The 24,488-nt window shown below is 43.0% G+C and carries 26 protein-coding genes; 15 read left to right on the top strand and 11 right to left on the bottom strand.

What is annotated here, in order from left to right; all coding sequences use genetic code 11:
• Positions 1 to 18 precede the first annotated feature (18 nt).
• Positions 19 to 636: an L-threonylcarbamoyladenylate synthase gene (locus tag ABZP31_RS11680; protein ID WP_005018864.1), complete on the bottom strand. Its 618-nt coding sequence runs from the start codon at positions 634 to 636 to the stop codon at positions 19 to 21.
• Between the two features lie 94 nt (positions 637 to 730).
• Positions 731 to 1,393: an elongation factor P hydroxylase gene (locus ABZP31_RS11675; protein ID WP_248134199.1), complete on the bottom strand. Its 663-nt coding sequence runs from the start codon at positions 1,391 to 1,393 to the stop codon at positions 731 to 733.
• A 97-nt stretch (positions 1,394 to 1,490) separates the two neighbouring features.
• On the opposite strand from ABZP31_RS11675, the gene ABZP31_RS11670 reads away from it, so the two are divergent.
• From ABZP31_RS11670 to lysM, 6 genes are all read left to right on the top strand, one after another.
• Positions 1,491 to 2,048, top strand: coding sequence for a YceD family protein (locus ABZP31_RS11670; RefSeq protein WP_005018869.1), 558 nt, complete (start codon positions 1,491 to 1,493; stop codon positions 2,046 to 2,048).
• A gap of 73 nt (positions 2,049 to 2,121) precedes the next feature.
• The gene (gene rpmF, locus ABZP31_RS11665; RefSeq protein ID WP_000290730.1) at positions 2,122 to 2,307 is read left to right on the top strand and encodes a 50S ribosomal protein L32; all 186 of its coding nucleotides are present in this window, start codon (positions 2,122 to 2,124) and stop codon (positions 2,305 to 2,307) included.
• Positions 2,308 to 2,461: 154 nt separating this feature from the next.
• On the top strand, positions 2,462 to 3,448 hold the full coding sequence (fabD, locus tag ABZP31_RS11660; protein WP_248134108.1) for an ACP S-malonyltransferase: 987 nt from the start codon (positions 2,462 to 2,464) through the stop codon (positions 3,446 to 3,448).
• A complete protein-coding gene (fabG, locus tag ABZP31_RS11655; RefSeq protein WP_262475375.1) occupies positions 3,445 to 4,179 on the top strand; it encodes a 3-oxoacyl-ACP reductase FabG in 735 nt (244 codons plus the stop codon). The genes fabD and fabG overlap by 4 nt, the downstream gene beginning before the upstream one ends.
• Before the next feature lie 85 nt (positions 4,180 to 4,264).
• On the top strand, positions 4,265 to 4,504 hold the full coding sequence (acpP, locus tag ABZP31_RS11650; protein ID WP_005018879.1) for an acyl carrier protein: 240 nt from the start codon (positions 4,265 to 4,267) through the stop codon (positions 4,502 to 4,504).
• A gap of 220 nt (positions 4,505 to 4,724) precedes the next feature.
• Positions 4,725 to 5,240 carry a peptidoglycan-binding protein LysM gene (gene lysM / locus ABZP31_RS11645; RefSeq protein WP_101235180.1) on the top strand — a complete coding sequence of 172 codons (516 nt, stop codon included), beginning with the start codon at positions 4,725 to 4,727 and terminating at the stop codon, positions 5,238 to 5,240.
• Between the two features lie 84 nt (positions 5,241 to 5,324).
• On the opposite strand, the gene ABZP31_RS11640 is transcribed toward lysM, so the two are convergent.
• Positions 5,325 to 6,092, bottom strand: a complete 768-nt coding sequence (locus tag ABZP31_RS11640; RefSeq protein WP_101235181.1) for a hydroxymethylpyrimidine/phosphomethylpyrimidine kinase — start codon at positions 6,090 to 6,092, stop codon at positions 5,325 to 5,327.
• A gap of 99 nt (positions 6,093 to 6,191) precedes the next feature.
• Between ABZP31_RS11640 and ABZP31_RS11635 the strand changes: the two genes are divergently transcribed.
• Positions 6,192 to 6,848 (top strand): HAD-IA family hydrolase, encoded by a 657-nt coding sequence (locus ABZP31_RS11635; protein ID WP_101235182.1) that lies wholly within the window; start codon positions 6,192 to 6,194, stop codon positions 6,846 to 6,848.
• A 124-nt stretch (positions 6,849 to 6,972) separates the two neighbouring features.
• Here the strand turns inward: ABZP31_RS11635 and hemJ are convergent, their stop codons facing one another.
• Both hemJ and ABZP31_RS11625 read right to left on the bottom strand, forming a co-directional pair.
• Entirely contained in the window at positions 6,973 to 7,422 is a 450-nt protein-coding gene (gene hemJ / locus ABZP31_RS11630) for a protoporphyrinogen oxidase HemJ (RefSeq protein ID WP_101235183.1), read from the bottom strand.
• Positions 7,422 to 8,651: a beta-ketoacyl synthase N-terminal-like domain-containing protein gene (locus ABZP31_RS11625; protein WP_005018889.1), complete on the bottom strand. Its 1,230-nt coding sequence runs from the start codon at positions 8,649 to 8,651 to the stop codon at positions 7,422 to 7,424. Before ABZP31_RS11625 ends, hemJ begins: the two co-directional genes overlap by 1 nt.
• A 291-nt stretch (positions 8,652 to 8,942) precedes the next feature.
• Here ABZP31_RS11625 and ABZP31_RS11620 point away from each other — a divergent pair, with 291 nt between their 5' ends.
• The 7 genes from ABZP31_RS11620 to rimI all read left to right on the top strand — a co-directional run bounded on the left by ABZP31_RS11620 (position 8,943) and on the right by rimI (position 16,814).
• Entirely contained in the window at positions 8,943 to 10,412 is a 1,470-nt protein-coding gene (locus ABZP31_RS11620; RefSeq protein WP_101235184.1) for an EcsC family protein, read from the top strand.
• A 159-nt stretch (positions 10,413 to 10,571) separates the two neighbouring features.
• Entirely contained in the window at positions 10,572 to 10,946 is a 375-nt protein-coding gene (gene rpsL / locus ABZP31_RS11615) for a 30S ribosomal protein S12 (RefSeq protein WP_000246374.1), read from the top strand.
• A gap of 164 nt (positions 10,947 to 11,110) precedes the next feature.
• Positions 11,111 to 11,581, top strand: a complete 471-nt coding sequence (gene rpsG, locus ABZP31_RS11610) for a 30S ribosomal protein S7 (RefSeq protein ID WP_004655203.1) — start codon at positions 11,111 to 11,113, stop codon at positions 11,579 to 11,581.
• A 132-nt stretch (positions 11,582 to 11,713) separates the two neighbouring features.
• Positions 11,714 to 13,852, top strand: a complete 2,139-nt coding sequence (gene fusA, locus ABZP31_RS11605; RefSeq protein ID WP_005027507.1) for an elongation factor G — start codon at positions 11,714 to 11,716, stop codon at positions 13,850 to 13,852.
• Between the two features lie 94 nt (positions 13,853 to 13,946).
• Positions 13,947 to 15,137, top strand: coding sequence for an elongation factor Tu (gene tuf, locus ABZP31_RS11600; RefSeq protein ID WP_005017071.1), 1,191 nt, complete (start codon positions 13,947 to 13,949; stop codon positions 15,135 to 15,137).
• Positions 15,138 to 15,374: 237 nt separating this feature from the next.
• Positions 15,375 to 16,250, top strand: coding sequence for a metal-dependent hydrolase (locus tag ABZP31_RS11595; protein WP_005406897.1), 876 nt, complete (start codon positions 15,375 to 15,377; stop codon positions 16,248 to 16,250).
• A gap of 105 nt (positions 16,251 to 16,355) precedes the next feature.
• The gene (gene rimI, locus ABZP31_RS11590; protein WP_005027502.1) at positions 16,356 to 16,814 is read left to right on the top strand and encodes a ribosomal protein S18-alanine N-acetyltransferase; all 459 of its coding nucleotides are present in this window, start codon (positions 16,356 to 16,358) and stop codon (positions 16,812 to 16,814) included.
• An 11-nt stretch (positions 16,815 to 16,825) separates the two neighbouring features.
• Here rimI and ABZP31_RS11585 read toward each other — a convergent pair whose 3' ends face one another.
• The 3 genes from ABZP31_RS11585 to trxB all read right to left on the bottom strand — a co-directional run bounded on the left by ABZP31_RS11585 (position 16,826) and on the right by trxB (position 19,479).
• Positions 16,826 to 17,641 (bottom strand): arginyltransferase, encoded by an 816-nt coding sequence (locus tag ABZP31_RS11585; protein ID WP_005027500.1) that lies wholly within the window; start codon positions 17,639 to 17,641, stop codon positions 16,826 to 16,828.
• A 19-nt stretch (positions 17,642 to 17,660) separates the two neighbouring features.
• Positions 17,661 to 18,392, bottom strand: a complete 732-nt coding sequence (gene aat / locus ABZP31_RS11580) for a leucyl/phenylalanyl-tRNA--protein transferase (protein ID WP_005027498.1) — start codon at positions 18,390 to 18,392, stop codon at positions 17,661 to 17,663.
• A 127-nt stretch (positions 18,393 to 18,519) separates the two neighbouring features.
• Positions 18,520 to 19,479 (bottom strand): thioredoxin-disulfide reductase, encoded by a 960-nt coding sequence (gene trxB / locus ABZP31_RS11575; RefSeq protein ID WP_005018904.1) that lies wholly within the window; start codon positions 19,477 to 19,479, stop codon positions 18,520 to 18,522.
• A gap of 251 nt (positions 19,480 to 19,730) precedes the next feature.
• Here trxB and ABZP31_RS11570 point away from each other — a divergent pair, with 251 nt between their 5' ends.
• Positions 19,731 to 22,862 carry a DNA translocase FtsK gene (locus tag ABZP31_RS11570; RefSeq protein WP_005027496.1) on the top strand — a complete coding sequence of 1,044 codons (3,132 nt, stop codon included), beginning with the start codon at positions 19,731 to 19,733 and terminating at the stop codon, positions 22,860 to 22,862.
• A gap of 64 nt (positions 22,863 to 22,926) precedes the next feature.
• On the opposite strand, the gene ABZP31_RS11565 is transcribed toward ABZP31_RS11570, so the two are convergent.
• The 3 genes from ABZP31_RS11565 to minD form a co-directional block, all read right to left on the bottom strand.
• The gene (locus ABZP31_RS11565) at positions 22,927 to 23,214 is read right to left on the bottom strand and encodes a PA4642 family protein (RefSeq protein ID WP_005027494.1); all 288 of its coding nucleotides are present in this window, start codon (positions 23,212 to 23,214) and stop codon (positions 22,927 to 22,929) included.
• 128 nt (positions 23,215 to 23,342) lie between these two features.
• Positions 23,343 to 23,615, bottom strand: coding sequence for a cell division topological specificity factor MinE (gene minE, locus ABZP31_RS11560; RefSeq protein WP_005018909.1), 273 nt, complete (start codon positions 23,613 to 23,615; stop codon positions 23,343 to 23,345).
• Between the two features lie 2 nt (positions 23,616 to 23,617).
• Positions 23,618 to 24,430, bottom strand: coding sequence for a septum site-determining protein MinD (gene minD / locus ABZP31_RS11555; RefSeq protein ID WP_005018911.1), 813 nt, complete (start codon positions 24,428 to 24,430; stop codon positions 23,618 to 23,620).
• Between the last annotated feature and the right edge of the window lie 58 nt (positions 24,431 to 24,488).

Below are 24,488 nucleotides of genomic sequence, written 5' to 3'. Positions count from 1 at the left end.
TCCGAGAAAGTGTAAAACCTACTCAAAAGCACTGACATCACCTTCGCCATAGCGGATAATTTCCGGATTTTCTCCAGAAAGGTCTACGATACTGGTGGTGCTTAGCATGCCAAAGCCCCCATCAATGAAAACATCAATACGTTTACCAAGTTGCTGCTCGATTTCGTAAGGGTCATCCAGCGGGTCTTCCTGTCCAGGTAAAATCAGGGTACTGGTGAGTAACGGTTCTCCCAATTCCTGGAGTAACATCTGGCAAATTGGATTACTTGGAATACGTAAACCAATAGTTTTCCTTTTCGGATGCATTAAACGCCGTGGTACTTCACTGGTGGCGGGAAGAATAAATGTAGTAATTGCAGGGGTATTGGCCTTTAACAGCCGATACATGGCATTATCGACCTTGGCATAGGTTGCAATATCAGAGAGGTCACTGCACATAATGGCGTATTGATGTTTAGGCCCTAAACCGCGGATTTGCGCAATACGTTCCATAGCATTTTTATTTCCGATCTGGCAACCAATTGCATAAGCAGCATCGGTGGGGTAGACCACTACATCGCCCGCACGGATCCGTTCGACTGCCTGAGTGATAAGCCGTGGCTGTGGATTCTCAGGATGTACTCTTAAATGAAGCATCTTATTGTTCCTCAAAGTTCACGGACAGTAACTTTCTAAATTATCAGTGCCCAGAGAATTGGGTTACAAGTTTAGATCGGTTGATTTATGTAAATTAATCAAGCATTTCTCTTTTAAATTCGCTGGCCTGTAACATTTCGCCACCACGTATGCAGGTACAAATACAGGAAATCAGATACCAGGCGTCTTTTGGCAGGAGGGCTTCTGCATTCAGGTAGCGGCACACTTGGGCATAGACATTGTCTTTAAAGGTATTGCCATTACCACTTTCACCAGTAAGGTTATCTAAAGAGACCCGAAACTTGCGGCCAAAAGCTGTGGCAAAAAGCCATTCAATTGCCTGCGGTTTAACTTCAACCTGTTCGAACAGGGCTTGCTGCTCTTTTGTCCGACCATCTGGAGCATACCAGTATCCCAGGTCAGCCAACAGGCGGCGCTCTTTACCGGCAATCGTCCAGTGGCTGATTTCATGCAGGGCGCTGTTAAAAAAACCATGGGCAAACTGGATGCGGGCAGGAGAGGTATCGGTGGCCGGAAAATATTCTGGTTCAAATTCTCCTCGTACCAGCATGACATTATGGTGGGAAAACCAATAATTAAAGTGTAAGATAAGCCAATCAACTTGCTGTTCTTCTGTATGCAGTGCGTTCCAAGGCAAGAGTTGCAGTGCCGCCAGAGCCGATACCTGCCCAGAAGTGGAGTTGATGCGAACAAGAGACGAAGTTATGACTTCAGGTTGCGGCTGCAACTGATCCATGACTGAATAAACCCAAATGATCTGTCTAAATAAGTACAAAATTGTATCTTAATCTTTGACAGAGTACTGATGAATTTGTAGAATTGCCGCCTTAATTATGTCAGCAAATACCTTTCCGGCACAGATTGAGCCGTTTAAATGGGCTGAACAAGGCTTTACATGGTCAGGTACCCTGCCATTGTCTCGCTTTGTTCGTATTGCTCGTGAAGCTGTTGGACCAATTGATCATCAACTGGTCTCTATAGACTGTAAGCTATCAATGGATGCGTATCATCGTGTCGCGTGGTTTGATGGTCATGTTGAAACGAAAGTTCCAATGGAATGCCAGCGTTGTCTGGAACCGGTGGAAATTTCACTTGTTTCAGACTTTCATATCGCGTTACTGGATGATGAGTCACTGATAGAGCGCTTGGATGAGGATGCTGATTACATCGTTCTAGCTGAGAGTGAAGCTTTGATCAAAGGTGATCCTGATGCACCTGCCCTGATTGATTTGGTCACTCTGCTTGAGGATGAGCTGTTATTGTTGGTGCCACTTTCACCTAAGCATGACGCTTGTGAACATAAGCATCGACCTGCCGAAGAGCATGCCGAAGAAAAGCGTGAAAATCCGTTTGATGTTTTGGCAAGTTTGAAAGGCAAACTTAACTCATAAGTGCTATACTTACAGGTTAAGACAACTGAATTTTTGTTCTGATCCATTTTTTCGATCTTTGTAAGGAGCCATCATGGCCGTTCAGCAAAACCGTAAAAGTCGCTCTCGCCGTGACATGCGCCGTTCACATGACGCTTTAACCGAGAATGCATTAACTGTAGACCAAGCTACTGGTGAAACTCATCGTCGTCACCACGTGACTAAAGACGGTTTCTACCGTGGTCGCCAATTGTTCGCTAAAGCAGCTGATGCTGAATAATGAACAATAATATGCATTAAGCATCATGCTTAAGTATAGAAAAAATGGGAGCGTATGCTCCCTTTTTTTGTTGTATTTCGCAATTAAAAAACGATGAATTAAATGTTAAATTTCTGCACCGGAAATGAGTGAAGACGAAATAAAGGATTTTTATATGTCTGCTAAACGACTCGAGCAAGTGGCTCAGGCAACAAAAACTGCATTTGTGTTTCCTGGTCAGGGCTCACAAAAAGTCGGCATGCTCGCTGAACTTGCAGAACAGTTTAGTGGTGTGATTGATACTTTTGCGGAAGCTTCAGAGGCTGTGGGTTTTGATCTTTGGCACATTGCACAAAGTGGTGAAGGCCTGGACCAGACAGAAAATACTCAACCGGTGCTGTTAACGGCAAGTATCGCCTTGTGGCGTGTATGGCTAGAACTTGGTGGCTTAACACCGAAGTATTTAACTGGTCACTCTTTGGGAGAATACAGTGCGCTGGTGGCTGCAAAAGCGATGTCTCTGGCAGATGCGGTGAAACTGGTACATTTGCGCGGAAAACTGATGCAGTCTTCCGTACCTCAAGGTGAGGGTGCCATGGCAGCAATTCTGGGCCTTGCAGATGAGCAGGTGGTTGAATTGTGTCAGACTGCTTCACAGGGTGGCCAAGGTTCGGTTGAGGCGGCAAACTATAATGCACAAGGTCAGGTAGTCATTGCAGGAACTGCTGCACTGGTAAGTAACGTCATGGCCCAAGCCAAAGAAAAGTCAGGCAAGGCAATTGCACTTCCGGTATCTGTACCATCACACTGTTCATTAATGAAGCCTGCCGCAGAGAAATTTGCAGAAGCATTGGAACAAACTGCCATTGAGCTACCTGTGCTACCTGTAATACAAAATGTCAGCGCAGAAATCGCGACAGATGTTGGCCAGTTGCGTCAAGCTTTAACTGCACAACTTTACCAGTCAGTTCAGTGGACCAAAACTATGCAATACCTGCAAGATCATGGTATCCAGTACGTTGTAGAATGTGGTCCGGGTAATGTACTGGCAAATCTGGCAAAGCGTTTACCGAATATTGAAAAAGCATTTCCACTCGACACTAAAGGTCGTATGGAAGATGCATTAAATGCCGTTTTAGTGGCAGAAGGGAAAATCGCATGACACAAGAACGTAAGGTTGCTCTGGTTACAGGTGCAAGCCGGGGCATTGGTGCGGCCATTGCTCAACAACTTATTCAAGACGGTTATTTTGTTGTGGGCACTGCAACTTCGGAAGCAGGTGCTCAAAAGCTGACCCAAGACTTTGCAGAACAAGGTGCTGGAGCAGTGCTGGATGTACGTAGTGCCGATGCAATTGATACTGTGGTAACTGAAATTGAGCAGAAATATGGTCCAGTTCTGATTCTGGTCAATAATGCCGGTATTACTAAAGATAATTTATTGCTGCGTATGTCAGAAGATGACTGGGATGACATCTTAAATATTCATTTAAAAGCTGTTTATCGTCTATCTAAACGTGTATTAAAAGGCATGACACGTGCCCGTTTTGGTCGCATCATCAATATCAGTTCAGTGGTAGCTCATTTTGCGAATCCGGGGCAGGCCAACTATTCTGCTGCAAAAGCTGGTATTGAGGCATTTAGCCGCTCGCTGGCAAAAGAAATGGGTAGCCGCCAGATTACAGTAAACTGTGTGGCGCCTGGCTTTATAGCAACGGAAATGACAGAGCAGTTGAGCGAAGAAATACGTAAGAAAATGAGTGATCAAGTGGCACTGCAACGTTTAGGTGAGCCACAAGATATCGCTAATGCAGTAAGTTTCTTGGCTAGTGAAAAAGCAAGTTACATTACTGGTACAGTTTTACACGTAAATGGTGGTTTATACATGGCTTAAGGCTGTTGGATAAACTTTTAAAATAATTGATATTCAATTAAACTAACGGCAATTAAAAACGCCACAAGCAATGAGGAGAATTCCTGTGAGCGATATCGAACAACGCGTAAAACAGGCTGTAGCAGAACAACTCGGTATGCGTGCTGAAGAAATTAAAAATGAAGCATCTTTCATGGATGACTTGGGTGCAGATTCTCTGGACCTGGTTGAACTTGTGATGTCTTTTGAAAATGATTTTGACATTACTATTCCTGATGAAGATTCTAACGAAATCACTACTGTTCAATCAGCAATTGATTATGTTACCAAGAAACTTGCTCAGTAAGTTATCTTTTAGCATGTGTTGATAAAAAGCCACCTCAAGGGTGGCTTTTTTTATTTCATCCTTAATTGAAACAAAAGACTAATAGGGAATAAATAGAGCGTAGTAAGTCTTACATAAGTTTACTGTTTACAGCCGAAATAAAACTTAAGTACCTTAAATTGTTCGGTATAAAAATAAGATAGCAATACACAATATTCATCCACTAACATGGAGTAGAACGATGGGACTTTTTGACTTTGTAAAAGGTATTGGTAAAAAGAATGAAGCAAAGATAGAACAGCATCAAGCTGCTACACCTGCTAATTCTGCCCCTCAAGTGGCTCCACAGGCTCCACCTAAGGCTGCAGAACCTTCAGCACAACAGATCGCGAATCAGTTACTGGCTCATGTAAAGAGTCTGGGGCTTGGTGTAGAAGGTCTGTCAGTCAGTTATAACAGTAATACTGATTTGGCTACAATCAAAGGCCAGGTGAAAAGTCAGGCAGACCGTGAGAAAATTATTCTGGCCGTCGGTAATATTGATCATGTGGCTCAAGTAGATGATCAGATGACAGTTGCTACACCTGAACCGCAAAGCAAATTCTATACTGTAAAGTCTGGGGATTCTCTCTCTAAAATCTCTAAAGAATTTTATGGTGATGCTAATCAATATAATAAAATTTTTGAAGCTAACCGTCCTTTGTTAAAAAATGCTGATGATATTTATCCAGGTCAGGTTTTACGTATTCCCCAATAGACAGGGTGAGTAAGCAAAAATTGTTGTTTGTATGCTCGATAAAGCAATAATAAAAAGCCCGCTATATTAAGCGGGCTTTTTATTTTAAAAACGTTTTGGTATTTTCTGCCCATCAGGCACTGGAGTTTCTGCATTTTTTAAGACACCAAATAGCCAGGTTTCTGCATGTTGGACTGCCTGAACCAGCTCATCTCCTAATGCTAAGCGTCCTGCGATAAAGCTTGCCAGTGAACAGCCAGAACCATGATATTCACCTTGTAATCGTGGACAGTGGCTTTCTGCCACCATTTCACCCTGAATATAAAGTGCATTACGAATATAGTCTGGGGTATTCTCATGCCCACCTTTAACCAGAACGGCTTTTGCACCCATTTCAAACAGCTTTTGGGTGGCAGTTTCCAGGTCGTCAAAACCAGTTAAAGCCCGCAGTTCGACTGTGTTAGGGGTTAGAATGCTGGCCAGAGGAATAAGCTCCATAAATGCTTTAACTAAAGTTTCCTGATTACCAAGTGAACCGCCACTATTGGCCACCAGTACCGGATCAAGCACATATTGATAATCCGGGTGAGTTCTTAAAAATTCGGCCAGCGCGCTAATATTTTCTGTAGTACCCAACATGCCAGATTTTACACATCGGATAGGTAGGTCACCGACTACTGCATTGGCCTGCGCTAGTAATAATTCTCGTGAACTTGCCTCAAAACCGAATACTTGTTGAGAGTTCTGTATGGTTAGAGCAGTACAGGCAATTGCAGCATGTGCACCACTTTGCCCAATTGCTTCAATATCAGCCTGCAGACCTGCGCCGCCTGAAGGATCAAGTCCGGAAAAACAAAGAACTGTAGGACGCACTGCCGTATCCTTATTTAATGCAAATTACGCTAGTATAGAATAGTTTACTTCATCTCTCGACCTTAATCCCGCGTTAAACCTACTGAATGACTGTGCAACATGACTATAAAGAATCTGCTGATTGACCTTGATGGCACCCTGACTGATCCTAAGGTGGGAATACATACTTGCATCCGCTATGCCATGGAAAAACTGGGTTATCCCCTAAAGCCCGATCTGGATATTGACTGGACCATTGGGCCGCCGTTAAAAGCATCTTTTGTTAAGCTGCTTGATAATGGAGATGAACAACTTGCTGAGCAGGCTTTGCTGGGGTATCGGGAGCGTTTTTCTGTAGTCGGACTTTTTGAAAATAAAGTTTATCCGGCTGTGCCAGAAACTCTCGGATATCTCCAAGAGCAGGGGTATCAATTATTTCTTGCCACAGCAAAACCTGCTATCTATGCCAGACAAATTTTGGAACATTTTCAGCTCGCAGATTATTTTACTCAAATTTATGGAAGCGAGTTGAGTGGTGAGCGCACAAACAAAGCAGAATTAATTGCTTTCATTTTGCAGCAGGAGCAACTTAGGCCACAGGAGTGTTTAATGGTCGGAGATCGTGAGTATGATATTTTAGGGGCGCGTCATAATGGCATAAATACAATTGCGGTCGAGTATGGTTACGGTTCAGCAGAAGAGCTCATGCAGGCACAGCCTCAATATATGATAAAAAGTTTTGATACATTACCGGCAATTTTAAGTAGGCTAAACTAATAAATATGAAGATCAGTTTTTAATTTTATATTTATATAGTTTAAAGGTCTTATACATAAATAAATTTAAAAAGCTGAGACAAATAAAAAAGCCCCGAATCTGGGGCTTTTTCGGTTATTGATAATTAAAAGGGCTTGACCACTACCAGAATGACAATAGCAAACAGTAAAAGGGTCGGCATTTCATTAAAAAAACGCCAGAACTTATGTGTTTTGTAATATGCATTTCCGATCAGTTTTTTACGGTAATAGCCACAAAAAAAATGGTAAATGACCAGTAAACCGACTAATGCTACTTTTAGATAAAACCATGAAGCTTCATGGTAATGATAAAACTGATCCCCCCAGTCCACCAGAAAGTGTGCTGTAATCAGGGTGGCTATCATTGCAGGCCACATAATTCCGCGGTACAACTTGCGCTCCATTACTTCAAAGCGCTGATGACTGACTGTATCATCACTCATGGCATGATAAACATAAAGACGTGGTAGATAGAACAGAGCAGCAAACCAGCATACCACGGCAATAATATGTAAAGCCTTTATCCAAAAGAAAGCATCAGAAGGTGCATTCATCAATTATCCCATTTCTTGAAAATCAGGCAGGCATTGACGCCGCCAAAACCAAAACTGTTACTCATTACAGTATTTAGTTTCGCATCACGTTTTTCAAGCACAATATCAAATGGTTTAGCGCCTTCATCCAGTTCGGTCACGTTAATGTTGGGAGCAATGAAGTCATTCTGCATCATTAAAACAGAATAGATTGCCTCATGTACTCCTGCTGCCCCCAGACTGTGACCAGTCATGGACTTGGTTGAGCTGACTGCTGGTACATGGCCTTCGCCAAAAGCGCGTTCCATTGCTTTAAGCTCGGTTACATCGCCGGCAGGTGTTGATGTCCCATGAGTATTCACATAATCGATGCTTTCTATACCATGCTGCTTGGCTTCTTCAAGCGCCATTAAAATACAGCGGGTTGCACCTTCACCACTTGGCGCTACCATGTCCGCACCATCAGAATTGGCTGCATATGCAACCACTTCAGCAAGAATTTTGGCACCACGAGCCTGAGCGTGCTCAAGAGATTCTAAAACAACAAAACCACCGCCACCTGCAATGACAAAGCCATCACGATCAGCTGAATATGGGCGTGAAGCTTTTTCTGGTGTGTCATTATATTTTGAAGACAATGCGCCCATAGCATCAAATAACAGGCTTTGAGACCAGTGATCTTCTTCACCGCCACCTGCCAGCATTAGGTCCTGTTTGCCTAGCTGAATCAGATTATAGGCATACCCAATTGCATCAGCAGAAGTAGCACAGGCGCTGGTAATAGAGTGCGCCATACCTTGAAGTTTGAATGCAACACCTACGTTAGCAGTAATGGTATTACTCATATTGCGTGGCACAAAAAAAGGTCCGATTTTACGTGCGCCTTTTTCTTCTAGTAACTTGGTCATTTCAACTACAGAAGCTGTTGAGTTGCCGCCAGAGCCACCCGCAATGCCATAGCGTGGATTGCCAGCGAGATCTTCTACCTGAAGGCCCGCATTTTCTACTGCAGCCACAGCCGAGTTATAAGCATACATCGCACATACGCCCATAAAACGTTTCAGTTTACGGTCAATATTGTCAAAGTTCTGTTCTGCAGCTGCACTTACATGACTTTTGAAATTAAGTTCAGCATAAGTTGGATTAAAACGTGTTCCTGAAATGCCGTTTTGTAAAGAGTGAGTAACATCTTCTAAAGTATTACCAATGCATGAGTTGATACCCATACCAGTGATTACAACACGTTTCATCTACAGTTCCCTTTATGGTGAGGTTATGAGCTTGGCTTGGACACTCTGGCAGGAGCGGGGTTATGCCGGATGCGCTACGCTACTCATCTTTCAAATTGAACTCATAATAACAGAAAGGTTTTTGTTTTCTTATGGCAAATCCTATGCGTATTGCAAGCTATACACGAGTTGCACATAGCATGCTTTGAGTTACCTGCTTATAACTAAAAGAAACACTTTAGAATTGTGTTAAATCTTCACTACACCTAGTATTTACTATCAAATAACTAACTGAATGAAGAGGGGAGATTGATGACGAATACTAATAATAATCAGTCAGCAGGTTTTATTTCCAGTGCTGTGAAAGTGGCTAAAAAGCTCAGTTCTACAGGTTTGGATATGCTGAATCAAGCAACGCCTGGCGGTGCCACTAAGCAGAATGGACAGACAGATCAGAATCAGGTTATAGAAGGCTCTGCTCGTGTAAAAAGTCCAATGGAAGCTAGTCCTGATGATCATCCACAGCATATTTTACGTGATTATGTTCCCAAAATGTCACGTCAACTATTAGGTCGTCATTACAACCGTTTTAATGGTGTTGCTAATTTTATTCCTCCTGAAGTCAGCAACAAAATCTCTGATTATATGTTTGAATGTCTGAGTGAACTCAGTTCACAACTCAGTTCGGTGGAAGCCATTTTAAGCGAGGCAGGTGCCAGTAAACTTGAAGAACTCGAAAAAGATCCTAAACGTTCAAAACGTTTAAGTCAGGCTCTGGCAGAGCAGAATAAATGGATTGCATCAGTCCAGGGCGCGGTCAGCGGTGCAACCGGTATTGTAGGGGCTGCGGTTGATGTACCAGCATCTCTAGCGTTAGCTCTTAGAACCATTTACCAGACCGGACGGGCGCATGGCTTCGATTTGAAAGAAGATCAGGAAATTGTACAGCATGTGCTGCGACAGATTGACATGGGTTTAATTGCTGAAAAACAGGCAATACTGATGGGTCTTAAAGCTGTGAGCGGTATGCTGCAAAATAATGATGTTTCACAGTTACAGCAGCTGTTAGGGTCGAGTAATGATTTTGAAATGCTTAAAAAATGGCTAGGGCAGGATGGTCAGCAACAAGATAATCCTTCCGTTCTTTCTAAGCTATCTATATTGACCAAACTTACCCCTTTGGCTGGTGCAACAGTTGGCGCAATCTATAGCTGGAAACTGGTTGAAGAGGCCAGCCAAAAGGCACAGACAGCATTTGCTGAAGCACGATCTTATCTAGAGCAGCATAATGACTCTTCACTTTCACCTCTGGAAGCATTTAACCGTTCAGAAAAAGCCTTAGAGCAGGCAAGTCCTGCGGTTTCTGCCAAACCAGAAAAAATTGAACAGCCGGAACAGGTCAATCTTGATAAGGTAAAAGAAGTTGAGCTTAAAGACCATGACACGATTGCCAAGGTGAAAGTTCAGAAAAAACCTTCTGAAGAAGAGAAAAAGACAGAAGCTGATATTGAGCAGGAAGTTCAGCAAGATATCGAAAGCTTGGCGGAAGATATGGTGGAGCCTCATGAAGCAGTAGAGCCTCAAAAAACTGCTGTGCCATTAGATGAAGATAACCCGGTAGTTGATGAGGAAGAACTGGTTGCTAGCAATCAGGCTAAACTTGCAGCCGAAGAAGCAATAGATAAGCCTGTTGATCAGGTTAAAGTTGAAACTAGTGACACTACAAACTCTTCTACAGAAGCTAAAGAAGCAGTTACAAAAAAGTCTTCTTCAAAAAAATAGGCTAAAAACATAAAAGCTTGATAAATAAGCTTTGTCAGGTACTTGGTCAACATTTGTTATGGCATCAAATGTTGACCATTTTTGTGTCTTGGCTTACAATTGCATGCCCTCAAAAAGTGGTATTTTTTTGAGGTTTTTTATTTACGGGAGAATTGCCATATGGCAACAACAAATCAGTTGATCCGCAAGGGTCGTACGACTTTGGTTGAGAAATCCAAAGTTCCTGCGTTGAAGGCTTGTCCACAACGTCGTGGTGTTTGTACACGTGTTTATACAACTACACCTAAAAAACCTAACTCAGCAATGCGTAAAGTTTGCCGTGTTCGCTTAACTTCAGGCTTTGAAGTATCAAGCTATATCGGTGGTGAAGGCCATAACCTGCAAGAGCACAGTGTTGTTCTGATCCGTGGTGGTCGTGTTAAAGACTTACCAGGTGTACGTTACCATACCGTTCGTGGTTCTTTAGACTGCGCTGGCGTTAAAGATCGTAACCAGTCACGTTCTAAATATGGTGCTAAACGTCCTAAGAAATAATTTCTTAAGGATATAGAGCCACAAACCTTTATCGTCTCGCTTGTCTGATTTCTGCATTTATTTTTGTGAAATTCAAGCGACGTGTAGTAAGGCCAGCGAATGCACACGACACTTTGTGCTACTGCTGGATTAACCTGAAGTGTCATATTTATAGGTAGTTTAAAATGCCAAGACGTCGCGTAGTCGCTGCTCGTGAAATCCTTCCGGATCCAAAATTCAGCAGCCAAACCATCGCTAAATTCATGAACCACGTAATGCAAGATGGTAAAAAATCTATTGCTGAAAGTATCGTTTACGGTGCTTTAGACCGCGTTCAAGAAAAAAACAAAGTAGATCCGGTTGAGTTTTTCGAGACTACTCTTGAAAAAGTTCGCCCTATGGTCGAAGTAAAAGCACGCCGTGTTGGTGGTGCTACTTATCAAGTACCTATGGAAGTGCGCCCATCCCGTCGTACTGCCCTAGCAATGCGTTGGTTAGTAGATGCTGCTGCTAAGCGTTCTGAAAAAACTATGGCTTTACGTCTTGCTGGTGAGTTGCTAGATGCAGCTGAAGGTAAAGGCGCAGCGATCAAAAAACGTGAAGATGTGCACCGTATGGCTGAAGCTAACAAAGCCTTCTCTCACTACCGCTTCTAAGCGGTTAAAACAGGCCCTAATCAGGAAGATGATAGGCATGTTTTTCATTGATCTGTCATCAATTCGCTTTAAGTTGCAAAAGTAGCTTAAAGCGTCCTGTTTTAACAACAAAATTTAGGAATGCAAGAAATCATGGCTCGTCAAACCCCAATTTCTCGTTACCGTAATATTGGTATCTCTGCGCACATTGACGCAGGTAAAACAACTACGTCTGAACGTATTTTGTTTTACACAGGTGTTTCTCACAAAATCGGTGAGGTACACGACGGTGCCGCGACTATGGACTGGATGGAACAAGAGCAAGAACGTGGTATTACCATTACTTCTGCTGCAACTACTTGTTTCTGGTCTGGCATGGGTAACCAATTCCCGCAACACCGTATCAACGTAATTGATACCCCGGGACACGTTGACTTCACAATCGAAGTTGAACGTTCTATGCGTGTACTTGATGGTGCATGCATGGTGTACTGTGCGGTAGGTGGTGTACAGCCTCAGTCTGAAACAGTATGGCGTCAGGCAAACAAATATAAAGTACCTCGTTTGGCATTCGTGAACAAGATGGACCGTACTGGTGCCAACTTCTTCCGTGTTGTTGAACAAATGAAATCACGTTTGGGTGCAAATCCAGTACCTGTAGTAATCCCTGTAGGTGCTGAAGATACTTTCACCGGTGTTGTTGACTTGATCGAAATGAAGTCAATTATCTGGGATGAAGCGTCTCAAGGCATGCAGTTTGAATACGGCGAAATTCCAGCTGATCTTCAAGATCTGGCTGAAGAATGGCGTGTAAACATGGTTGAAGCCGCTGCTGAAGCTTCAGAAGAGTTAATGGACAAATACCTGGAAGAAGGTGATCTTTCTAAAGAAGACATCAAGAAAGGTTTACGTGCCCGTACATTAGCATCTGAAATTCAACCTATGCTTTGCGGTTCTGCATTCAAGAACAAAGGTGTTCAACGTATGTTGGATGCAGTAATTGAGTTCTTGCCTGCTCCTACTGACGTTGAAGCGATCAAGGGTATTCTTGACGATAAAGCTGAAACAGAAGCGACTCGTGAAGCATCTGATGAAGCACCGTTCTCTGCGCTTGCATTCAAAATCATGAATGACAAATTCGTAGGTAACCTGACCTTCGTTCGTGTTTATTCTGGTGTATTAAAACAGGGCGATCCTGTATACAACCCGGTTAAATCTAAGCGTGAACGTATTGGCCGTATCGTGCAGATGCATGCCAATGAGCGTCAGGATCTTGATGAGATCCGTGCAGGTGATATCGCAGCATGTGTAGGCCTGAAAGACGTAACTACAGGTGATACTCTGTGTGATGAGAAAAACATCATTACGCTTGAGCGTATGGAATTCCCAGAGCCAGTAATTTCATTGGCTGTTGAGCCAAAAACTAAAGCTGACCAAGAAAAAATGTCAATTGCTTTAGGTCGTCTGGCGAAAGAAGATCCATCGTTCCGTGTTCGTACTGATGAAGAATCAGGTCAGACCATTATTGCTGGTATGGGTGAGCTTCACCTTGACATCATCGTTGACCGTATGAAGCGTGAATTCGGTGTTGAAGCGAATATTGGTAAACCAATGGTTGCTTACCGCGAAACAATCAAAAAGACTGTTGAGCAAGAAGGTAAATTCGTACGTCAAACAGGTGGTAAAGGTAAATTCGGTCATGTATATGTCCGTCTTGAGCCTATTGATGTTGACGAAGCTGGTAAAGAATACGAATTCGCTGAAGAAGTTGTTGGTGGTGTAGTACCTAAAGAATTCTTCGGTGCAGTTGACAAAGGTATTCAAGAACGTATGAAGAATGGTGTACTGGCTGGTTACCCTGTTGTGGGTATTAAAGCGACACTATTTGATGGTTCTTACCACGATGTCGACTCTGACGAATTATCGTTCAAAATGGCAGGTTCTTATGCCTTCCGTGACGGTTTCATGAAAGCAGATCCTGTTCTTCTTGAACCTATCATGAAAGTTGAAGTAGAAACTCCAGAAGACTACATGGGCGACATCATGGGCGACTTGAACCGTCGTCGTGGTATGGTTCAGGGTATGGACGACTTACCTGGCGGTACTAAAGCTATCCGTGCAGAAGTTCCACTGGCTGAGATGTTTGGTTACGCGACTCAAATGCGTTCTATGTCTCAAGGCCGTGCAACATACTCAATGGAATTCGCTAAATATGCTGAAACTCCACGTAACGTGGCTGAAGGCATCATCAGCAAATTCCAATCTGGCGGTAAAAAAGGTGACGACGAGTAATCTTTCGATTACTATAAGCCCAAACTAATTCTTAGTTAAAAACCAAGTGCTCATGGGGTGACCCTCCATGAGTAGTTAATAAAGGAAGATCATCATGGCTAAAGCCAAGTTTGAACGTAATAAGCCACACGTAAACGTGGGCACAATCGGTCACGTTGACCATGGTAAAACAACTTTAACCGCTGCGATTGCAACAATCTGTGCAAAAACTTACGGCGGTGAAGCGAAAGATTACGCAGCAATTGACTCTGCACCAGAAGAAAAAGCGCGTGGTATTACCATTAATACTTCACACGTAGAATATGACTCTCCAACTCGTCACTACGCTCACGTAGACTGCCCGGGCCACGCTGACTATGTTAAAAACATGATCACTGGTGCTGCTCAGATGGACGGCGCGATCCTTGTATGTGCAGCAACTGATGGCCCAATGCCACAGACTCGTGAACACATCCTGCTTTCTCGTCAGGTTGGTGTACCTTACATCATCGTGTTCCTGAACAAATGTGACCTTGTTGATGACGAAGAGTTACTTGAACTGGTAGAAATGGAAGTTCGTGAACTTCTGTCTACTTATGACTTCCCAGGTGATGACACTCCAATCATCCGTGGTTCAGCTCTTCAAGCACTGAACGGCAACGACGGTCAGTATGGCGAGTCTGCAGTTCTTGCTCTGGTTGAAGCGCTTGACACTTACATTCCAGAACCAGAACGTGCAATCGACAAAGCATTCCTGATGCCAATCGAAGACGTATTCTCAATTTCAGGTCGTGGTACAGTAGTTACTGGCCGTGTTGAGTCTGGTATTGTTAAAGTCGGCGAAGAAGTTGAAATCGTTGGTATCAAAGATACAGTTAAAACGACTGTAACGGGTGTAGAAATGTTCCGTAAACTGCTTGACGAAGGTCGTGCAGGCGAGAACTGTGGTGTTCTGCTACGTGGTACTAAACGTGAAGACGTTCAGCGTGGTCAGGTACTGGCTAAACCAGGTACAATCAAGCCGCACACTAAATTCGATGCAGAAGTATATGTACTTTCTAAAGAAGAAGGTGGTCGTCACACTCCATTCCTGAATGGTTACCGTCCACAGTTCTACTTCCGTACAACTGACGTAACTGGTGCGATCCAGCTGAAAGAAGGCGTGGAAATGGTTATGCCAGGTGACAACGTTGAGATGTCAGTTGAGCTGATCCACCCGATTGCGATGGACGCTGGTCTGCGTTTTGCGATTCGTGAAGGTGGTCGTACAGTAGGTGCTGGTGTTGTTGCGAAAGTAACTGCATAATCACTTTACTGTGTCAAAAAAAAGCGTCCTTTTAGGGCGCTTTTTTTATTTATATAAATATATATCTAAATAACTTTATAAAATTGTCAGACAAAAATAAATATCAGCTGTCCTTAACTGATAATTCTATGTCCTTATCTGCCCTTATAGCACAATAAAAAAAACGTATGATAAGAAATAAGAAATCAAAAAATAAAAGCAAGCTAGCGAATTGCTCACTTGCGAGGAGTAACCCTAATGAATGCTAAAGTAAATATTTCAAATCGTGCCGGTGCTAGCTTTCCTGTACGTCGTATGGACTTTGAATTTAATCAGGTTCCACGTTACTGGGCGAGCGGCGATGCCGGTATAACCCATTTTATGACAGCTTTATCTGCACTGTTTCCAGAGGGTGAAAAATTTTTTGTAGATAGTACCCGTGCGGTGCGTCAAAACCCTAAACTCTCAGATCCAGCACTTCAAAAAGAGATTAGTGCTTTTATCGGGCAAGAAGCTATGCATTCTAAGGAGCATCTTGCCTTTAATGCTTCTGCTCAGGCTTATGGTTATGATGTACGTAAAATGGAAGAGCAGACAGGGCAAGTACTTAAAGTAGGTACGGAAGTTGTATACCGTCTGATGAAACCGTTCGGTTACACCAAGGAAATGGTTGATTTAACAGGTACATGTGCTCTTGAACATTTTACTGCCACTATTGCGGCTGAGCTGTTGCAGAATGCAGATGTGCAGGCCTTATTTAATGATGAGACCATGTATAAACTCTGGATGTGGCATGCCATAGAGGAAAATGAGCATAAAGCTGTAGCCTTTGATGTTTATACAGCAATGTATGGGCAAGGGCCTAAGGCTTATTTTATGCGCTCTTCGGCGCTAATCATTGCCTTAACGCTGATTTTCTTTACACAGTCATATTTTACTGTGCGTCTCTTAAGCGCAGATAAAAAACTAACCTGGAAAGATACCAGATATATGCTGAAATTTATGTATGGCCGTAAGGGTTTTATAACTCGACAAATTCCTGAACTGGCAGACTTTTTAAGACCAAAATTTCATCCAAATGATACAGATACCACAGCTCTTTTAGAAAAATGGCGTAATAAACTAGGTTTCTAAAAGTATATAAGAAAAGGGACAATTTAAATTGTCCTTTTTTATTCTCGATTTTTCATAAACAATTCTTATAATGCAAGTTGGATAGCTATAAAAGCCCTGTTGTATATGATCCGCTTAATGCAAAAATCTGACCTGCCTCAGGTGACTGAGATTGAAAAACAGGTTCAGACTCACCCGTGGTCTTTTCGATTATTCGAAGAGGCATTACAAAGTTATCTGTGTACTGTATACGAGCTGCAAGGTCAGGTTATCGGCTTCTGTATTCTACAGCCCGTTCTAGATGAAGCTAACCTGTTATTAATGGCTATTCATCCTTCCTGGCAAGGTAAAGGACTAGGTTATACCCTGCTTGAGCAATCAATTTCACTTTTAGAAAATATGCCTGTACAAATTTTTCTGGAAGTACGTGAAAGCAACACAGCTGCCATTGCACTTTATGAAAAGAGCGGCTTTCATCAAATTGATCAGCGACGTAATTATTATCCTGGACCGAATGGAGGACGTGAACATGCCATTATCATGGTCAAGTCTTGTAGTGAGGATTTCAGCCAGTTATTTCGCTAAGTCAAACTGATTTATTTAACAATCAGCTGATTCCAGCCCGAAGGAAGGGTGGTGAGGAGCGAATCACCCAGCGCATGAATCTCTTCAGCGTTTAAGGATCGGTTCAAATGCCGCCACTGTCCATCTAGTAAAATTTCTAATGGGGTATATTGGGATTTATAGTTCATTTTAGCTGAATGTGGTACCCAGTAACCGAGGTAAATGTAATCTAGACCTAGCATTTTTACATATTCAATCTGCTTTAAAATTGCAAATACTCCTAGGGAGCGACGGTTTTCATCAGGATCAAAAAAAGTATAAACCGCTGAAATACCATCATCCAGCGGATCACATGTAGAAACGCTGATGAGCTGTTCATCCTTCCACAGCTCAAGAAAGAAGCTTTCTGTACAGCTATGTACCAAGAATTTTTCAAACTGGTCTTGACTGGGTGGATACATGTCTCCATCAGCATGACGTGCCAAAATATAGCGCTCATACAGTGCATAATGCTGCCAGGTTGCATCACGGGTTGAAATAATATTCATGCGTAAATTCTGGTTACGCTTCCATGCTTTTTTCTGGCTGCTGTTCATTTGAAAAGCATTTACAGGGACCCGACAGGAAAGGCATTGCCGGCACAGATGGCATTCTGGACGATAGATAAAGTCGCCACTACGTCGGAAGCCTAGCCGAGAAAGTTCAGACAATGTTTCTACGTCAATACGATGAACAGGGTCCAGAAAGACCATGCGTGCAGATTTCTTTTCTAGATAACTACAGTCATGTGGTGGTGTAATATAGTACTGCAAGTCATTTAACAGGGACTTAGGGTGATAAGATTTCATACATGGTCCCTCATTATTATCATTCGCTCAGGCGGCTATTAAGTGCAACTGTTTCACTTGAAAATACACGCTCCTGATACTTTTTCCAATCGATAGCAGGTTGAATAATTACATCTTGTAACGATTTAAGATAATCCTGCCGAGAAACTGTACAGGCACCCAAGCTAAGCAGATGTTCATTTACCAGCTGGCAGTCGACCCAAGGTAAATTATTCTCCTTTGCAATTAACATGAGGCTATAAAAAGCCATTTTTGAAACATCAGTGCGGGTACTGAACATCGATTCACCGAAACAGCCTTTGCCAATGGTGACCCCATACAGGCCTCCTACCAACTTTGTATCGTCCCAGACTTCAACACTATAACCAAAACCTGCATTGAACAGGTTGCAGTAGCCTTGGATAATTTGTTTGGAAATCCACGTCTCTTCACTATAGCTACGCGGTAGGGCACATGAGGAAATAACCTGTTCAAAGGCCTGATTGACCGTGATGTGATAGTCGTACTTTTTCATACTCCGTAGTAAAGATTTGCTCGGTTTATAATGTTCTGGATAAATTACACAGCGTGGTTCTGGTGACCACCAGCAAATAGGTTCACCTGCATTAAACCAGGGAAATAACCCATGTGTGTAAGCTTCTAATAAAGTAGATGGAGAGAGGTCAGCCCCAATACATATGAGGCCTTCGCCTTCAGGATCGGCTTCTATAGGATCAGGAAAAATATATTGAGAGGGGGGAAGCATGGTCATGATTCAGTCTGAAAAAATCACTTTAATTTATGGTAAGTAATTTCATACAGCCATACAAGCACAACTGTAAAACTGAAAATAAGAATAGCCGCACTAAGGCGGCTATTAAGAAAATAACCAAACTCTGTTAACTTTCTGGTGTTAAACCATCCAGGTATTTCTCTGCATCAAGTGCAGCCATACAGCCTGAGCCCGCAGAGGTAATGGCCTGGCGATAAACATCATCTGCTACATCACCTGCTGCAAATACGCCTGGGATTGACGTTGCAGTCGCATTACCTGCTGTGCCACTTTGTACCTGAATATAGCCATTACGTAATTCAAGCTGGCCCTCAAACATTGAGGTATTTGGTTTGTGGCCAATAGCAACAAATAAACCTTGAACATCAACATCACGTAGTGTGTCATCCTGAACAGATTTAAGTCTTACACCGGTTACTCCCGTATTGTCGCCCAGGACTTCTTCAACCTGATGGTTCCAGAGAATCGAAATTTTGCCTTCTTTCTCTTTTTCAAACAAGTGATCTTGTAAAATCTTTTCTGAACGCAGTTTGTCACGACGGTGTACAAGCGTAACATGTGAAGCGATATTTGATAAATACAATGCTTCTTCAACCGCAGTATTACCTCCACCTACTACCATAACTTTCTGGTTTTTGTAGAAGAAACCATCACAGGTTGCGCAGGCACTTACACCCTGGCCCATAAATTTGGCTTCGGATTCCAGACCAAGATACTGGGCAGTTGCGCCTGTTGCCACAATCAGGGCATCACAGGTGTACTCTTCCATATCACCCTTCAAAACAAAGGGACGAACATTTAAGTCCACTTCATTAATATGGTCATAAATCATCTCAGTACCAAACCGCTCTGCATGAGCATGCATACGTTCCATTAAAGCTGGACCAGTCAGACCCTCAGGGTCACCTGGCCAGTTGTCTACTTCAGTAGTGGTCGTAAGCTGGCCACCCATCTGCATGCCTGCAATGAGTGTCGGCTTTAGGTTTGCACGTGCTGCATACACTGCTGCGCTGTAACCGGCAGGGCCCGAACCCAAAATAATTAACCGTGAGTGACGAATGCTCATTAAAGCTATCCTTTTTTATGTAGAATTGTTAAAAGTATACGTGAAACATCAGCAAAGTTGTGTTCAATCCATGTGGATAATCTTGATGATGGAAATCGGTTTGAGCTATATAAAATATGTTAACAACACAAATAAATAATGATGCATCATTTTAATGGGAACCGGTGCATAATATAAAGTTTTCTTCTTTGAAGAAAGCCTGACGGCTTCTATATAAGAACATCAATTGATAAATGGTTACGGGACAGTATATGACTGCGGTGTCAAATGTTTATGCACAGCGCTTATTAATGACATTATTCTTGGTTTCATTCGGGATTTACCTGTTTCTGGCAACAGTAACATATACACCGTTTGACCCCGGGTGGATGCATATTTCCAGTGATACCCAGCAAGTCTCTAATGCCAGTGGCGTAGCGGGTGCCTGGATTGCAGATTTGCTTTTTGGCTTTGTAGGATGGGCAAGTTTGCTTATTCCCATCTACCTGTTTATTGAAGCTATCCAGCTCTGGTGGCCACGCAGTTTCCTGAACCGTCCGTTTCGTTATGCTGCCCAGTTTTTTTTAATCCTGACCACGTCCAGCCTTTTATATCTACACTGGAATTTACCTGCAGATACTCTGGAAAATGCCTCTGGTGGCATTATCGGTTATGAACTGGGAAGTAGTCTGGCGCAGGTGTTAACAATTTATGGTGCTACTTTCTTTCTGATTGTATTTTGTCTAATTTTACTGACCTTGGCATTTGGTATTCAATGGAATAAAACCTGGGTTACGCTTAAGGCAACCCCTGCATACCTGCAAGATCTGTTTTACCGTAATGTACCTTCCAGTGAATCAGACTTTGACCGCACTGAACAGCAACCAATAAAAAAGTCGGTCGCGATCAGAACCAGAGAATCTGCACAAGAGCAGGTTTTAGCTTCAGAAATAAAGCAGCCAGCTAAGATAGTCTCTCAACCTTCAGCAGCAGACCTGCAAGCAGAGCGTCTATTTAACGATATGTTGGCAAAAGAGCAGATACAACATCAGATGCCTTCACTTGATCCTGAAGATGAAGCAGAGTTTGAACGTACTTTAGAAAAAGCCCATCAGTTACAGCAGGACAGCCAGCGTGTGGTCGCAACCGGTGAAGTATGGCGTGCTTTACAACATGATGATAATCATGACCGTGATATTGATGCCCTGTTAAAAGCTGCCGAAGATGACAAACCGGTTACACCACATGAGCATCTGCAACAAGTGGTAGTGGCTCAGGAAGAAAGACAGCCTGAATCCCGTTCTCCTGCGTATCAGCCTCAAACATCACATGATGATGAGATATTGGACTGGAATGATGACCAGATTTTTGATGAACTGTTAGCTGCTGTACCGCCAACTAAAACGGCAACAGATGTACATACACCTTTTAACAGCAAAAATATATCAAATGGACAGGGCTCATCTGCCGCATCAGCTACTGTATCCAGTGTGACAGCCAGTGTTTCTGGGGCAGCAAGCGCCACGGGAGTTCAATCTGCACTGATGAGACAGTCTATGCAGAATAACGGCAGTGATGTTGCTGAGCTTGAGGAGCTGGTTGATTTTCTGGTGGAAGATGAAGATCACTTTAAAGATCAGCCTGTGAGAACAACAAGCAGTTATGCTCAGTCTACACCCTTTGTAAAAGCAGAGATTAAAACTCAGTTTAATGCACCAGAGCGTGAAACAGAGATTGAGCAACATCTAGATGAGCGTAAAATTCTTGCCAAAGATAAAGAAGCCTTTATTGAGGCTTGGCATGAAACGGCTGGTAAACCTCAAGAAATTGAAGAAGAATTTGATCTTGATGCGCCATTAACTGACCGGGCCGGGCGGCCGATGTCACGTGCCATGCAAGTGGTACACAAGCGTCGTGATCTATCAACTTTGCCTCCAGTTGACATTCTAGATCCGGTAGACCCGAACAAGAAAGTAAACTTTACTGCTGAGCAGTTGGCACGCCTGTCAGAACTGCTAGAAATCAAGTTGCAGGAGTTTAATGTTAAAGCCAAGGTGGTTGAGGCTCAGCCAGGGCCGGTAGTCACCCGTTTTGAACTGGATCTGGCGCCTGGGGTAAAAGCTTCTAAAGTAACCAATATTTCCCGTGACCTGGCTCGCTCAATGTCCATGGCTTCGGTGCGTGTAGTAGAAGTTATACCAGGCAAACCTTATATTGGAATCGAAGTACCGAACAGTAGCCGTGAAATGGTACGTTTAACCGAGCTACTGGAAACACCAGCATATCGCGACCCGAATGGTCTTATCTCAATGGCTATGGGTAAGGATATTTCAGGTAATCCGGTTTTGACTGATCTTGCCAAGGCACCTCACATGCTGGTGGCAGGGACTACCGGTTCGGGTAAGTCAGTCGCTGTAAATGCCATGATTCTTTCCATGCTGCTCAAATATACCCCCGATCAGTTGCGTTTAATTCTGATTGATCCGAAGCAATTAGAACTGGCTAACTATAATGATATTCCTCACCTTTTAACGCCTGTAGTGACTGATATGAAAGATGCGGTCAGTGCACTAAACTGGTGTGTTAATGAAATGGAACGTCGTTACAAGCTGATGTCCTTTATGAAAATTCGTAAGATTACTGATTATAACCGTAAGGTCGAAGAAGCAATTGCGAACGGTGAGGATCTGATTGATCCGACATGGAAACCCGGTGATTCGGCAACTCAAGAGCGTGCCCCACGCTTAACTCCTTTACCTATGATTGTGATTGTGGCTGATGAATTTGCAGATATGATTATGCAGGTGGGTAAAAAAGCAGAAGAAATGATTACTCGTCTCGCGCAAAAATCACGTGCTGCTGGTATTCATTTATTGCTTGCAACTCAGCGTCCTTCTGTGGATGTCATTACCGGCCTGATTAAAGCCAATATTCCTACCCGTGTGGCATTACGTGTTAACAGCAAAATTGACTCCCGTACTATTTTAGATGCAGGTGGGGCAGAGGACTTGTTAGGGCATGGTGATATGCTGTTCTTGGGGCCAGGTAAAATTGAACCCGAACGTGTACATGGCGCCTTCATTTCTGATGATGAAGTTAACCGTATTTGTGATGCATGGCGCGAACGTGGTGATCCTGATTACATTGACGAGATATTGACACCGTTTGATGAAGAACCAAGCTCACGCGGTTTCGAGGATGGTGGAGAAGGCGGTTCCGACCGGGATATGCTTTACGACCAGTGTGTCGCATTTGTACTGGAAACCCGTAAAGCCTCTACGTCTTCTCTCCAGCGTAAATTTAGCTTGGGTTACAACCGTGCTGCGCGCATTATTGATCAGATGGAAGAAAATGGTATTGTAAGTGCGATGGGTGCAAATGGTAAGCGTGAAATTTTAGTATAAAAGGTCTTTAAATAAAAAACCTGCTTCAAGCAGGTTTTTTATTATTTCGGTTATAAAGCTGTTTTTAAGCAAACTTAGCTAGAACTTCTAGAAATGGAGCACTTTGGCGCGGAAATTCAGCAATCACTTCATGAATACGTTGTCCCTGAGGATTAGTAGCATTTAGATCCCGGCCATCAGCAATAAACCTGTTCAGCAAACGTTCATAATCACTTGGACGCATATGCTTGAATGCATGATAGAGAACGTGAAAGTCAGCATTTATGCCTTCAGGAGGAAGCTGATTCAAATAGCCAAACACACGTTCATCTGACCATTCTTCATTGAATGTTGCTGGCTGTGACAATGCCATCACGATCTCCTCAGTATTCAAAACAAAATTAAAAAAGCAAAATACTTGCAGCAGGAGAAAGAGATACTTTCCATGCGCTGCTGCATATTTTGCCTTGATTTAATTCGGTTGCCTAATCAGTAATGAGATTAACGTTCTTCAGGCAAATTGATATTCATCTCTAGCATTTCGATGTTCGCTTCAGAACGAACAGACATCTGAATATGCTGCTCATCTACACCGCGTACATAACGGTTGACCACCTGCATAATTTCTTTTTTCATCTGGTCTATTTTGTCTTGGCTTAGACGTCTACCTAAACCCTGTTCAGAGGCCACGATGACTTTCAGTCGGTCTTTAGCTGTTTTAGCACTTGATGGTTTTTCATCACCACTAAAAAGCTTACTCCAGAATCCTGCCATAATTATGCTCCAAATAGTCGTGCTAACCAGCCCTTCGGTTTCACAGTAATGTGACGATAAGGACGTTCTTCACCAAGGAAGCGCGCAACCAGGTCATCATAAGCCTGTCCGGCACTGGTTTCAGTATATAGAATAACCGGTTTACCTTCGTTTGATGCCTGAAGTACAGTTGGACATTCTGGAATCACCCCTAAAGTCGGGACACGTAAAATATCTTTTGAAATATCATCAATTGATAACATTTCCTGACGGTCTGCACGTTCTGGATTAAAACGAGTGATACACAGATGCTTGCGTACACGACCCTCATTTTGTTCTACTTTTTTAGTCTTGCTGTCCAGCATGCCAATAATGCGATCTGAGTCTCGCACAGAAGAGATTTCAGGGTTGGTTACGATAATCGCTTCATCAGCATGATACATGGCCAAGATAGCACCACGTTCAATACCGGCTGGTGAATCACAGATAATATAGTCAAACTCTTGTGAGAGCTCATCTATAATTCGGGCAACACCCTCATCTGTTAATGCATCCTTATCACGGGTCTGTGATGCCGGTAAAATATAAAGATTTTCAATATCTTTATCACGGATCAAAGCTTGTTGTAAACGGGCTTCATTATTTAAAACATTGACAAAGTCATAAACCACGCGGCGTTCACAACCCATGATCAAATCCAGGTTACGTAAGCCTACGTCAAAATCAATAACGACGGTTTTGTGACCACGTAGGGCTAAACCTGTTGCAAAAGATGCGCTTGTTGTAGTTTTACCCACTCCACCTTTGCCTGATGTTACGACAACAATTTTGGCCACCGAATCCACTCCTGTTATGGTCCATCCCCTTAAATGGGGCTTTTGGTGATAATTTATA

Origin of the sequence: Acinetobacter sp. FL (assembly GCF_040744925.1) — a bacterium.
Taxonomy (GTDB): Bacteria; Pseudomonadota; Gammaproteobacteria; order Pseudomonadales; family Moraxellaceae; genus Acinetobacter; species Acinetobacter radioresistens.
Note: the sequence above shows the minus strand (reverse complement) of the source record. Positions and strands in the feature narration are given on the sequence as shown.